At 63.1% G+C, this 12,658-nt stretch carries 12 protein-coding genes; 5 read left to right on the top strand and 7 right to left on the bottom strand.

The features are described 5' to 3' along the window. Positions 1 to 14: 14 nt before the first annotated feature. A complete protein-coding gene (gene budA, locus C3F38_RS20670) occupies positions 15 to 794 on the bottom strand; it encodes an acetolactate decarboxylase (RefSeq protein ID WP_055317358.1) in 780 nt (259 codons plus the stop codon). Between the two features lie 450 nt (positions 795 to 1,244). On the opposite strand from budA, the gene C3F38_RS20675 reads away from it, so the two are divergent. After that, positions 1,245 to 2,147, top strand: a complete 903-nt coding sequence (locus C3F38_RS20675; protein WP_038876599.1) for a LysR family transcriptional regulator — start codon at positions 1,245 to 1,247, stop codon at positions 2,145 to 2,147. On the opposite strand, the gene eutC is transcribed toward C3F38_RS20675, so the two are convergent. Together eutC and C3F38_RS20685 are read right to left on the bottom strand one after the other, a co-directional pair. After that, a complete protein-coding gene (eutC, locus tag C3F38_RS20680) occupies positions 2,126 to 2,917 on the bottom strand; it encodes an ethanolamine ammonia-lyase subunit EutC (protein ID WP_038876601.1) in 792 nt (263 codons plus the stop codon). The genes C3F38_RS20675 and eutC overlap by 22 nt on opposite strands. Continuing rightward, positions 2,914 to 4,299 (bottom strand): ethanolamine ammonia-lyase subunit EutB, encoded by a 1,386-nt coding sequence (locus tag C3F38_RS20685; protein WP_038876603.1) that lies wholly within the window; start codon positions 4,297 to 4,299, stop codon positions 2,914 to 2,916. Before C3F38_RS20685 ends, eutC begins: the two co-directional genes overlap by 4 nt. A gap of 159 nt (positions 4,300 to 4,458) precedes the next feature. Between C3F38_RS20685 and C3F38_RS20690 the strand changes: the two genes are divergently transcribed. After that, positions 4,459 to 5,007 (top strand): nucleotidyltransferase family protein, encoded by a 549-nt coding sequence (locus C3F38_RS20690; protein WP_038876604.1) that lies wholly within the window; start codon positions 4,459 to 4,461, stop codon positions 5,005 to 5,007. A 52-nt stretch (positions 5,008 to 5,059) separates the two neighbouring features. Continuing rightward, positions 5,060 to 5,527, top strand: a complete 468-nt coding sequence (locus C3F38_RS20695; protein ID WP_038876607.1) for a FlxA-like family protein — start codon at positions 5,060 to 5,062, stop codon at positions 5,525 to 5,527. A 1-nt stretch (position 5,528) separates the two neighbouring features. On the opposite strand, the gene C3F38_RS20700 is transcribed toward C3F38_RS20695, so the two are convergent. Continuing rightward, a complete protein-coding gene (locus tag C3F38_RS20700; RefSeq protein ID WP_055317357.1) occupies positions 5,529 to 6,449 on the bottom strand; it encodes a LysR family transcriptional regulator in 921 nt (306 codons plus the stop codon). A 96-nt stretch (positions 6,450 to 6,545) separates the two neighbouring features. On the opposite strand from C3F38_RS20700, the gene C3F38_RS20705 reads away from it, so the two are divergent. Beyond that, positions 6,546 to 7,544, top strand: coding sequence for a bile acid:sodium symporter family protein (locus C3F38_RS20705; protein WP_055317356.1), 999 nt, complete (start codon positions 6,546 to 6,548; stop codon positions 7,542 to 7,544). 726 nt (positions 7,545 to 8,270) lie between these two features. Here the strand turns inward: C3F38_RS20705 and C3F38_RS20710 are convergent. From C3F38_RS20710 to zipA, 3 genes are all read right to left on the bottom strand, one after another. After that, a complete protein-coding gene (locus C3F38_RS20710) occupies positions 8,271 to 8,486 on the bottom strand; it encodes a DUF3820 family protein (RefSeq protein WP_033654988.1) in 216 nt (71 codons plus the stop codon). Further along, on the bottom strand, positions 8,486 to 10,507 hold the full coding sequence (gene ligA, locus C3F38_RS20715) for an NAD-dependent DNA ligase LigA (RefSeq protein WP_038881314.1): 2,022 nt from the start codon (positions 10,505 to 10,507) through the stop codon (positions 8,486 to 8,488). Before ligA ends, C3F38_RS20710 begins: the two co-directional genes overlap by 1 nt. A 79-nt stretch (positions 10,508 to 10,586) precedes the next feature. Beyond that, a complete protein-coding gene (gene zipA / locus C3F38_RS20720; protein WP_038881310.1) occupies positions 10,587 to 11,600 on the bottom strand; it encodes a cell division protein ZipA in 1,014 nt (337 codons plus the stop codon). Positions 11,601 to 11,821: 221 nt separating this feature from the next. Between zipA and cysZ the strand changes: the two genes are divergently transcribed. Then, on the top strand, positions 11,822 to 12,580 hold the full coding sequence (cysZ, locus tag C3F38_RS20725; protein WP_038881306.1) for a sulfate transporter CysZ: 759 nt from the start codon (positions 11,822 to 11,824) through the stop codon (positions 12,578 to 12,580). The last annotated feature ends 78 nt before the right edge of the window (positions 12,581 to 12,658 follow it).

Below are 12,658 nucleotides of genomic sequence, written 5' to 3' on the forward strand. Positions count from 1 at the left end.
AACGATCGCCGGGATTAGCCCTCGGCGGAACGAATCGCGCGATCCAAATCCTCTGGACAGAGGTTGGCGCGCAAGAAATCCGCATCATGCGGCAACTGAAGATTGAGACGGGTGATGACGCCGAACTGCAGGCGGCCATGATCGAGCTGGTAATCCAGCACGTGGCCGCCGCCGCTGCGGTCGTCGGTAACGAAGTGTTCGTGATAGCCGGCCACGCCGATGCCCTGCATGTAATCGGGCGAGCGGAAGCCGACCAGCGTGCCGCGCCGCTGATGGAACGAGAAGGTCGGCTGCTCTTCTATCGCTTCCAGCATTGGGCGGTAAGGCCGTTCCTGACGCGGCACGGTACGGGTTTCCACGTGGCTGAACTCGCCGTCGACCCGCACCGCGCAAAACAGGTTCGGCGAGGCGACCTGCTCGTCGATGCACTGGTGCAGCTGCGCCTTGATGATTGGCCGGTCGAATTGCTGGCTGACGCTGGGCTGGAAAAAGGTGACGACGGCGAAGGGGGTTTTCTGTTGCAGGCCGGCCGGCCGGGCGCTGCCGTCGGCGCGCAGCTGGTGTATTTCCTGATCGAAAGCGATCAGTTCGCCGTCCAGATGATTGAAGGTACCAAGGCCGAAATCGCCGTGCTTGAGCAGCTCGGCAATGGTGGTCTCCCCCTCGTAAACCCCGTCGATGAGCGCGCTCATCAGCGAGATTTGATAGATTTCGCCCTCCCCGGCATTGATCGACTGCCTGGCAAAACCCTGCGCCAAATGGCGCGCACAGGAACACCCGTGTTTTTCGTTCATGACTGACTCCTCCACCAGCGCGGGATCGCGGTTCCGCGCGTTCAAAAGGCCCACCGACGGTGAGCCAAGATGCCCCCAAGGCGCGTTCATCAGTTGGAACGATTCAGCCTAAGGCGACAAAAAAACCGGCACGGCTGGCCGGCCGATAACCAGGTATCAGATCAGAATGAGATAAAGTAAAGACTTACTAATCATTGAGACTGAACCGGTTATCAAATTGAACGGTTAATCTGGTGTTGGAGCGACAATCAACTCCGCAGGCGGCTCGCGCAGCCTGGGAAAAACATCTGTTATTTAGTGCTAAGCGCCGCAAGGCTTATACGTTTTCTCTCTATACGGCCGGGATGGGACGGCGTTGAAGCCCGTCGTCAACCCGCAGCCAGAGTAGCCGCCGCGCCGTCGGCAGAGAAGCGGGTATTCATAAGAAACGCTTTTGCATATAATGCAAAAATGAATGACGCCCGCTATGTAGAACATCTGCCAATTTTTCTCGACGTGGCCCGCCTGGGCAGCTTTTCCGCCGCCGCGCGCCGGCTGGGCATGGTGCCCTCCTCGCTGGTGCGCCACATCGATGCCCTGGAAAGCGCGCTCGGCGCCGCGCTGTTCGTGCGCTCCACCCGTGGCCTGCTGCTGACCGACGCCGGCGAGCTGCTGCTGACGCGCGCCGCCGCGCTGATGACGGACATTACCGGCCTTCGCGCCGAGCTAAGCGCGCTGAACGAAACGCCGCAGGGCACGCTGCGCATCAGCTGCCTGCCGACCTTCGGCAAAACCTATGTGCTGCCGCTGCTGCCGACGCTGGCGGAACGCTACCCACAGCTGTCGGTCGACCTCGATCTGACCGAACGTCTGACCGATCCGACGCAGGAACGGCTCGACGCCGCCATCCGCATCGGCGAACAGAAGGACAGCGCGCTGTACGCCAGCCGCATCGCCACCCAACGCTGGGTGATGTGCGCCAGCCCCGCCTACGTCGCCCACTATGGCCTGCCGGCCAATCTGGAAGCGCTGCCGCAGCATCGGCTGATCGCCCGCTACCACAAGCAGCAGCCGGCCTGCTGGGCGCAGATCCTCGACGCGGCGCTGATGAGCCGCTGCACCATGGCGCTGCGCTGCGACGACTTCACCGCGCAGCGCCAGGCCGCGCTGCTCGGGCTCGGCATCGCCTTCCTGCCCAACTGGGTGGTGGGGCCGGACGTGCAGCACGGGCAACTGGTGCAAATGCTGGAAGATCCGCGCCATGAGCAGCAAGGTATCTATCTGCTGCGCCCGATGGCGAAGGTGTCCGCCCGGCTGGCGGCCTTCACCGCCCTGCTGCAGCAAACCATCGGTCAACCGCCCAGCTGGGGATAAAGCGGCGTCACCCGGCCGTGCAGCGCCGGGTTGTCGCTCTCGTCCTTCAGCTCGATGCCGCTCAGCCGCCGCAGGAACGCCTGCTCCAGCAGCCAGGCCAGGCGGAACGCCGCCTGCGGATAATCCAACCCTTCGGGCCGCACGTTGGAGATACAGTTGCGCTCGGCGTCCGTTCTGCGCGCGTTCGGCCCCCAGGTCAAATAGACACCCAGGCTGTCCGGCGACGACAGCCCCGGCCGTTCGCCGATCAAAACCGCCACCGCCCGGGCCTGCAGGCATTCGCCGATCTCATCCCCCAGCGCCACCCGCGCCTGATGCGCCAGCACCACCGGCGCAACGGTCAGCCCCAGCGTATCGAGATAGGGGCGCAGCGCCTGCAGCAGCGGCAGCGCCTGGCGATGCACCGCCTTGGAGGAGAGGCCGTCCGCCACTATCAGCAGTAGATCGACGCGGCGCGATGGCGAACCGAGCAGCAGGCTGCGGCTGTCCGACGCCAACCGCCGCCCCAGATCCGGTCGGCGCAGATAGGCGGCGCGGTCGGCGGCCCCGCTGTGCACCGCCAGCGTGGGCCAACCGGCATCGTGCAGATCCGCCGCCAGCCGTTCGCTGTCGAAAGGCTGATGCACCGCGTCGCGCGCCTGGGCGTGAGCCAGGCCGAAGCGCAGCAGTTCGTCGGTCGGCAGGCTGGCGCCGGTGCGCCCCAGCGCGATGCGCGCATCGGTAAAGGCGCGCAGCGCGTCCCAGCTGTTGACGTGAACCGGTTTGCTCATGTGCGTTCTCCCTGCAGCGCCAGCAACAGCGGATGATTGGCGGCGGCGTCGCGCAGCCGCCCGCGTTCGTCGGTAATGTTCATCGCCGCCAGCCAGGCGGCGAACTCCGGCGCGTGCTTCAGCCCCAGCAGCTCGCGGATATAGAGCGCGTCATGGAACGACGTACTTTGGTAGTTGAGCATGATGTCGTCCGCGCCCGGTACGCCGATCAGGAACGTTAACCCGGCGGCAGCCAACAGCGTCAGCAGCGTGTCCATGTCGTCCTGATCGGCTTCGGCATGGTTGGTGTAGCAGACGTCGCAGCCCAGCGGCAGGCCGAGCAGCTTGCCGCAGAAGTGATCCTCCAGCCCGGCGCGGATAATTTGCTTGCCGTCATACAGGTATTCGGGGCCGATAAACCCTACCACGGTGTTGATCAGCAGCGGCGAGAAATGGCGCGCCACCGCATAGGCGCGCGCCTCGCAGGTTTGCTGATCGACGCCGTGATGGGCGTTGGCCGACAGGCAGCTGCCCTGCCCGGTTTCGAAGTACATCACGTTGTCGCCCAGCGTGCCGCGCCTGAGGCTCAGTGCCGCCTGCTGCGCTTCCGCCAGCAGCGCCAGACTGATGCCGAAGCCGCGATTGGCCGCTTCGGTACCGGCGATCGACTGAAACACCAGATCCACCGGTGCGCCGCGCTCTATCAGCCGCAGCGTGTTGGTCACGTGGGTCAGCACGCAGGATTGGGTGGGTATGGCGAAGCGCTGGATCACGTCGTCCAGCATGTAGTTGAGCTTTTCCAGCAGCGGCAGGCTGTCGCTGGCCGGGTTGATGCCGACCACCGCGTCGCCGCTGCCGTACAGCAGGCCGTCCAGCATGCTGGCGGCGATGCCCTGCAGGCTGTCGGTCGGGTGATTGGGCTGTAGCCGCACGCTGAGGTGGCCCGGCAGGCCAATCGTATTGCGAAAGCGCGTCACTACCCGACACTTCTTCGCCACCAGGATCAGATCCTGATTGCGCATGATCTTGCTCACCGCCGCCGCCATCTCCGGCGTGATGCCGGCCGCCACCTGCGCCAGCATGGCGCTGTCCGCCTGCTCGCTCAGCAGCCAATCGCGAAAATCACCGACCGTGAGGTGCGAGATGGGCTCAAAGGCGGCGGCATCGTGGCCGTCGATAATCAGGCGCGTCACCTCGTCCTGTTCGTACGGCACCAGCGCCTGCTGCAGGAACGCCTTGAGCGGCAAGTCCGCCAGCGCAATGCGCGCCGCCATACGCTCTTCGGCGCTTTGCGCCGCCACCTCCGCCAGATAATCGCCGGAACGCGCCGGCGAAGCCTTCGCCATCAGCTGACGCAGATCGCCAAAGCGATAGCCGCGTTGGCCCACTGTTGCCTGATACATAGCCCCCTCCCTTGCCCCGAGTGACGAGATAAAAGCCCTGCACCAAGTGTAGTCAGTGGGAAAAGAAAATTATTTTGCACGCGATCGCCGCCGTTGCGCTTTCCCCCATTTCACCCGCCGCCGCTTCGGGTTACAGTAGCCGCGAAAAAAGGAGGGGTGATGGATCCGCAACGGCAAATTATCGACTGGCTGCAACAAGATGACGCTCGCATGGCCGCCCTGCGCACCGTGCGCCGGCTCGGCCTGAATGACTGGTGCCTGGGCGCCGGCTTCGTACGCAATCTGGTGTGGGATCGGCGCCACGGCTACGTGGACGCCACGCCGCTCAACGATATCGACGTGATCCACTTCGATGCGGAGCGTGCGGACGCCGAGCGCGATCGCATGCTGGAGACGCGGCTGCACCAATGGCTGCCGCGGCCTTGGTCGGTCAAGAATCAGGCGCGCATGCACCTGCGCGGTGGCCGGGCGCCTTACCGCGACAGCGAAGAGGCCATCAGCTTTTGGACCGAAGTGGAAACGGCGATCGGCGCGCGTCTGAACGCCGACGACAGCATCACGCTGGTGGCCCCCTTCGGGCTCGCGGCGCTGTTCGACGACACCATCACCTTCAACGTGAAAAACGGCGATCGCGCGGCCTATGCCCAGCGCGTGCTCGACAAAGGCTGGCTGCAGCGCTGGCCGCACCTGCGGCAGGTAAAGATTTAATCGCCGCTGCCGATACCCTGAACAGCGATAGCCAGACTCAGGGAGAGCATCCATGTCGACCACCATCACCATGATCGTACCGATCAAAAATACCGTTCCCGGCGTCAGCAACGTCTTCAGCGCGCCGGGCCATCAGGGCGAATTGCTGATGGCCAAACCGGTCAACAACCAGCCGCAAGGCGGCAAGATGGAGAAAAACGAACGCGCCAACGGCAATGACGAACCGGCAAATCTCAACGAAAGCCGCGCCTCGGCGCGTATCAAGGCGCTGAACCGGCAGATTCAGGCTCTGCAGCAAAAGCTGGTGGAGCTGAAAGACTCCAGTGCCGATCCCAAAGAGATCGAGAAGCAAAAGCAGCTGATCGAAGCGCAGATCAAGATGTTGCAGGCCGAGATCGCGCGCATCCAGAAAGAAGAAATGGAAAAGCAGCAGCAGGAGCAAATGAAGAAAGCCGCGGCGCAAGCCGGCGACGGCGTAAACCGCCCGACGCCGCTCAACGCGGTGGACGTCTATATCTGAATCAATATTCCGCGTTTTCCTGCCGGCGCTGGTGCAGCAGCGCCGCCTGCTGACGCGCCACCTGCCAGATGGCCTCCGCTGCCGGCGTCAGCGAGCGGTTCTTGCGTCGCACCAGCATCAACGCGCGATTGATCTCCGGCACCAGCCGCCGCACCCGGAGCCGCCCCCCTTCCGGCAGCGGCAGCGCCAACGCCGGGAAGATGCTGATGCCAATCCCCTCCGCCACCATCGGGAACAGCGTGGCCGGATGGCCGATTTCCTGCACCACCTGCGCCTCGACGCCCTGCTGCCTCAGCGCGCTGTCGATCAGCGGTCGGCTGCCCGACGCATAATCCTGCAACACCAGGCGGCAGCCGTTTAACGCCGACCAACGCACCTCTTGCTGCGCAGCAAACGGGTGATCGTCGCGGCACAGCAGCAGGAACGGTTCATGCAGCACCGCTTCGCACTCCAGGTCCACCGCCTGCACCGGATCGACCACGATGCCGAAATCCACCTCGGCGTTGCGCACGCTGTGCAGTACCTGCTGCTGCGCCTGATCGCGCAGCATGATGCGGATCTCCGGGTATTCGCGCTCGCCGGCGGCGATGCACTGCGGCATCAGATGGGCGGAAATGGTCTGGCTGGTCGCCACCCGCACCGTGCCGCTGCGCTGTACGCCAAAGCTGCGCGCATCCAGCAACGCGGCCTGCAGCTCGTCCAGCAGCCGTTCGACCCGGTTGGCCAACCGCAGGCCGGCGTCGGTCAACACCACTTCACGCGTGGTGCGATCCAGCAGGCGCACGCCGGCCTCCGCCTCCAGCTCTTTCACGCTGTGGCTGACCGCCGATTGCGTCAGGCCGATCGCCTCGCCGGCGCGGCTGAAGCTGCCGTGGCGGGCGACAGCGACGAACACCCGCAGCTGTTTGAGTGAGTAATTCATGTGTTTTATTCATAGATGAATTAAATAAATCAATTTAATTATTATATGCCCACGCGGGAGAATAGCCCCATCGATTTTCTACCCGAGCGCATCGCCATGAGATTCCTGCCCGATCGTTTTACCCTGACGCTGATCGCCACCGTGCTGCTGGCTTCTTTCCTGCCGGTACGCGGCGAGTTCGTCGGCTGGCTCAACGCCCTGACCATCGCCGCCATCGCCCTGCTGTTCTTCATGCACGGCGCCAAGCTGTCGCGCGAGGCCATCCTGGCCGGCAGCAATAACTGGCGGCTGCATCTGTGGGTGATGTTCAGCACCTTCATCATTTTTCCGGCCCTGGGGATGCTGTTCGCCTGGTGGGCGCCGATCGACGTCAGCCCCGAGCTGTACGCCGGTTTCATCTACCTGTGCATTCTACCCGCCACCGTGCAGTCGGCCATCGCCTTCACCTCGCTGGCGGGCGGCAACGTGGCGGCGGCGGTGTGCAGCGCCTCCGCCTCCAGCCTGCTGGGGATCTTCGTGTCGCCGCTGTTGGTCGGCCTGCTGATGAACGTGCACGGCGATACCGGCAGCCTGCGGCAGGTGGGTTCGATCGTGCTGCAGCTGCTGGTGCCGTTCGTCGCCGGCCACCTGCTGCGGCCGCTTATCGGCGGCTGGATCGAGCGCCATCGCCCGCTGATCGGCAAAACCGACCAGACCTCGATTCTGCTGGTGGTGTACGCCGCCTTCAGCGAGGCGGTCACGCACGGCATCTGGCATCAGGTGGGGATCGGTTCGCTGGCGTTTATCGTTGGCGGTAGCATCGTGCTGCTGGCGATCGTGCTGGTGGTGAACACCTGCATGGCGCGCTGGTTGGGGTTCAGCAAGGCGGACGAGATCACCATCGTGTTCTGCGGTTCGAAGAAAAGCCTGGCGAACGGCATTCCAATGGCCAATATCCTGTTCCCGGCGGCGACGGTGGGGATCATGGTGCTGCCGCTAATGGTGTTCCATCAGGTGCAGCTGATGACCTGTGCGGTGCTGGCGAAAAGGTATCAGCGCAAGCAGCGGGCGCAACAGGCGGTGCCCAACGCCAACGCGCAGGCGTCGCGCGGGTAAAAAAGACGGGCCAAAGCCTAATGCTGGTCAGTTAGCGTTTTTCTGAACGTATTTGTGCAGTTTTCGGTCGATAAACGTGAGATGCCCCATGTGGCTCACGCACCTCGACCGAGCCAGGGGCCGAAGGCGCGGCCCCTGGCAACCCGCGCCTTTGCCCTATCAGACGGTTGGCTTTGCCAACTCCCCTCCCTCCGCCATACCGCATTGAGGCCGGTTGCGACAGGCGTCCCTGCCTGTCTCACCTGAAACCGCCGTCCATGGCGGCTTCTCCTAATGCGCTATGCCTGCGTTCGGCGTCTTCAAGGGCGCCCAACACCGTGCTCATCTCCAACTTCTCTACCACAACCTCATAAGCGACAGATTTCCCGGTAGCTGCCAGCTCAGGTGTTGACCCTGGGCGCGCATCACCGGCTGCCGAGCAAGACGGCGTTGTCAGGGGCAACCGGCCAGGGAAGGCCGGTTGAGGCGAGACTAACAGGGACGTTTGTCGCAGCCGACCCGCCCGACAATGCAGACGCGGCGAGGGTATCCGCACAGCGGACAGACGGTGTTAAGCGAAGGCGCGGGTGGAGGGGCCGCGCCTTCGGCCCCTCCAATTGCCGTTCATTGCAGTAACAGAGAAATTCTGGGCATTTACGGCAATTCGTCCTGCTCGTCACGTAAAGAGACTGGATAAAAAATACCAGTCAGGCTTAAGTGACCGGCATTAGGCCAAGGCCCGTCAGATCAGTTTTTTTTCAGCGGCTTGACCAGGTGGTCAAGCCCTTCGATTTTTATCGCCAACGTCATCTCCATCAGCATGCCGAGCTTGCCTTTGGGGAATTCGCCCTTGCGGGCGAACCACAGCAGGTACTCTTCGGGCAGGTCGATCAGTACCCGCCCCTGGTACTTGCCGAACGGCATCACGGTATTGGCGATCTCCAGCAGGTTTTCCTTTTCCATCAGTCACCCAGCAGGCGGATCATTTCCGCTTCGTCGATCACGGCGATACCCAGCTCCTGCGCCTTCGCCAGCTTGGAGCCGGCCGCTTCGCCGGCGATCACCAAATCGGTTTTCTTCGACACGCTGCCACTGACCTTGGCGCCCAGCGCCGTCAGGCGATCTTTGGCCTCGTCGCGCGACAGTTGGCTCAGCGAGCCGGTCAGCACCACGGTTTTGCCGGCGAACGGGCTGTCTATCTCTTCGGCGACCACCACCACCGGCGCCGGCCAGTGGATGCCGATCTCGGCGCCCACCAGCTCGTTGATCACCTGCTGATTGAGCGCTTCATCGAGGAAATTGCGGGTGTGTTTGGCCACCACTTCGCCGACGTCCGGCACCTCTTTCAGCGCCTCGATATCGGCGGCGAACAGCTTCTCGAGCGATCCGAAATGCGCCGCCAGGTTGGCGGCGGTCGCCTCGCCAACCTCGCGAATGCCCAGCGCATACAGGAAGCGAGCGAAGGTGGTCTGTTTGGATTTCTCCAGCGCATTGACCAGGTTCTGCGCCGATTTCGGCCCCATGCGATCCAGGCCGGTCAGAATGCCGGCGGACAAACGGAACAGATCGGCCGGGTTCTTAACGTACTCTTTGTCCACCAGCTGCTCGATGATCTTGTCGCCCATGCCTTCAACGTCCAGCGCGCGGCGGGAAACGAAGTGCTTCAACGCCTCTTTGCGCTGCGCGCCGCAGATAAGACCGCCGGTGCAGCGCGCGACGGCCTCGCCTTCCACGCGCTCAACGTCGGAGCCGCACACCGGGCAGTGCAGCGGGAACACCACTTCGCGCGCATCCTGTGGCCGACGATCTTCCAGCACCCCCACCACCTGCGGGATGACGTCGCCGGCGCGGCGCACGATCACCGTATCGCCGATGCGCAGCCCCAGACGCTCAATTTCATCGGCGTTGTGCAAGGTGGCGTTGCTGACGGTCACCCCGGCCACCAGCACCGGCTCAAGGCGCGCCACCGGCGTAATCGCGCCGGTGCGGCCAACCTGAAACTCCACTTCGCGCACTACGGTGATCTGCTCCTGCGCCGGGAATTTGAACGCCGTCGCCCAGCGCGGCGCACGCGCCACAAAGCCCAGCGTTTCCTGCAGATCGATATCGTCAATCTTGATCACCACGCCGTCGATGTCGAAACCGAGCTGCGCGCGGTCCTGCTCGACCTGGCGATAAAACGCCAGCACTTCCTCGCTGCCGGTGCGGCGTTGGGCGCGATCGCTGACCGGCAGGCCCCAGGCCTTGAACTGCATCAGGCGCTCAAAATGGCTGCGCGGCAGCTCGCCGCCCTCCAGCAGGCCGACGCCGTAGCAGAAGAAGGTCAGCGGGCGTTTGGCGGTAATGCGCGGATCGAGCTGGCGCAGCGAGCCGGCGGCGGCGTTGCGCGGGTTGGCGAACACCTTGCCGTCTTTGCGGCGGGCTTCTTCGTTCATCTGTTCAAAACCGGCCTGCGGCATGAACACTTCGCCGCGCACTTCCAGCCGGCGCGGAATGTTGTCGCCGGTCAGGCGCAGCGGGATGGCGCGAATGGTGCGCACGTTGGTGGTGATGTTCTCGCCGGTGGTGCCGTCGCCGCGCGTCGCCGCGCGCACCAGCTCACCGTCTTCGTACAGCAGGCTGACCGCCAGGCCGTCCAGCTTCAGCTCGCAGCAGAAGGTCAGCGGATCGCTACTTTTGAGCCTATCCTGCACGCGCTTGTAAAACGCCAGGAAGCTTTCTTCGTCGAACACGTTGTCCAGCGACAGCATCGGCACTTCATGACGCACCTGGTCGAATGCCGCCAGCGGCGCGGCGCCCACGCGCTGGGTCGGTGAATCGGCGGTGACCAACTCAGGATGCGCGCTCTCCAGTTCGCGCAGTTCGCGCATCAGGCGGTCATATTCCGCATCCGGCACTTCCGGCGCATCCAGTACATGATACTGGTATTCATGATGGCGCAGTGTGGCTCGTAGTTGATTGATTTGTTGGATTATCGATTCCATGGCTCACCATCAAAGATAAAAAACCCCCGGCTAGCGGGGGCTTTGTTGTTACGGATGTTCAGTGCGCGCGGCAACCCGGTCAGGCGTTGTTTTCCAACACTTCACGGATACGCGCTTTGTAGGTTTCCAGCTTCTGCGGCGTCATCATGCGGCGCTCGTCGTCCAGCACCACGCCGCCCACGTCGTCGGCGATGCGCTGTGCCGACTGCAGCATCAGCTTGAAGTTCTGATTGGCGTCGCCGTAAGACGGCACCATCATGAACATCGACACGCCCGGCGTAGAGAAGTCGGACATCATGTCAGGATCGAACGACCCCGGCTTGACCATGTTCGCCAGGCTGAACAGCACCGGGCCGCTACCGGCCGGGCTGATATGGCGGTGGAAGATGCCCATCTCGCCAAACTGGAAGCCCGCCTGCAACACGCTCTGCAGCAGCACTTCGCCGCCGATTACGCCGCCCTGATGGGCTGCGACGTGCAGCACCAGCACGGTCTCTTTCAGCTTGGCCTGAATGGGCGCAGCCGCCGGCTGTTGTGGCTGTGGCGCAGGCTCCTGCGCCGGCTTCACTTCCGGCGCCTGCTGCACAGGGGCCGGCTCGGCGTGGAATGCCGGTTCCGCCCCTTGCGGCGCCTCATGTTCATGCGGCAGATCGTCGACGCGCGGCTCACGGCGCGCGGCCGGTTGCGGTTGCTCGGCCTGTTCTTCGTCCGGCGCGTAGTTGTTCAGCAGGATGTCATCATACTCCGGCCGCTGAGACAGCGGAGGCGGCGTCTGATGGGCAGCCGGCTGTACGGCGCGGGGCGCAGGCGCCGAAGCGGGCTTCGGCGCGGCCACGGGTTCTTCGCGTGCGGCATCGAAATGGCCGAATGACGGCTCGTCTTGCGGGTGAGCGGCGCGTACGCGCACCTCACCGACGCCTTCTTCGAGATCGTCGATCGGAGTTTGTTCACGTTCCTTTTGGGAACGTTTGGCTGGGCGATCGCGGAAGAGCGCTGACCGTTCTTTGCGACTGGTCCACAGACCGTGCAATAACAGCGCTATTATGGCGATCGCGCCAACAACGATTAATATCAGACGCAAATCCTGCATCATTGCTATCTCTGTTGTTCCAATACATTGCCACCGCGGCAAACATTCACTCTTTAACTCTATTTGCCCGCGCACACAAGTGCAAGTCCGTGCTGAACTTTATGCCAATAAAGATGATTATACTGCCTTTTTCTGCTGGTTTTTCAGCCAACCCTACCCTAGCCAGTGGAAAATCATCCCTATATGATAATGATGCCTGTTCAGACAACGAGATAACTTAAGATATGTCCTATACGCAGCCCCCTGCCCGCTCAACCAGCGGCATTCACTATTTCGCCGAAGGCTGGCGCCTGATTTCGCGCCCGGGGATTAAACGCTATGTGGTCCTGCCGTTGCTGGTCAACGTGCTGCTGATGGGCTCCGCTTTCTGGTGGCTGTTCAGCCGGCTCGGCGACTGGATCCCGGCGATGATGAGCCACGTTCCCGACTGGCTGCAATGGTTGAGCTACCTGCTGTGGCCGCTGGCGGTCATTTCGGTGCTGCTGGTGTTCAGCTATCTGTTCAGCACCCTCACCAACCTGATCGCCGCGCCGTTCTGCGGCCTGCTGGCCGAACAGCTCGAAGGTAGCCTGACCGGCAAACCGCTGCCGGACACCGGTCTGCTCGGCATCGCCAAAGATCTGCCGCGCATCATGGCGCGCGAATGGCGCAAGCTGATGTATTACCTGCCGCGCGCGCTGCTGCTGCTGGCGCTGTACTTCGTGCCCGGCATCGGCCAGACGGTGGCGCCGGTGCTATGGTTCCTGTTCAGCGCCTGGATGCTGGCGATCCAGTATTGCGACTACCCATTCGACAACCACAAGGTGAGCTTTGCCGACATGCGCCGCGCCTTGCGCCAGCACAAAACCGACAATCTGCAGTTCGGCGCGCTGGTCAGCCTGTTCACCATGATCCCGATCCTCAACCTGGTGATCCTGCCGGTCGCCGTCTGCGGCGCCACCGCGATGTGGGTCGATCGCTACCGCTCGCAATTCGTCCGATAACCGCCGCTTTTTACCGCCGATAGCGCGGGAATTTTCGACAGGGCGCGCATTTCGCGCCCTTATCATTGTGCTTAAAAC

The organism is Serratia sp. SSNIH1 (assembly GCF_002935055.1).
GTDB classification, from domain to species: Bacteria; Pseudomonadota; Gammaproteobacteria; order Enterobacterales; family Enterobacteriaceae; genus Serratia; species Serratia nevei.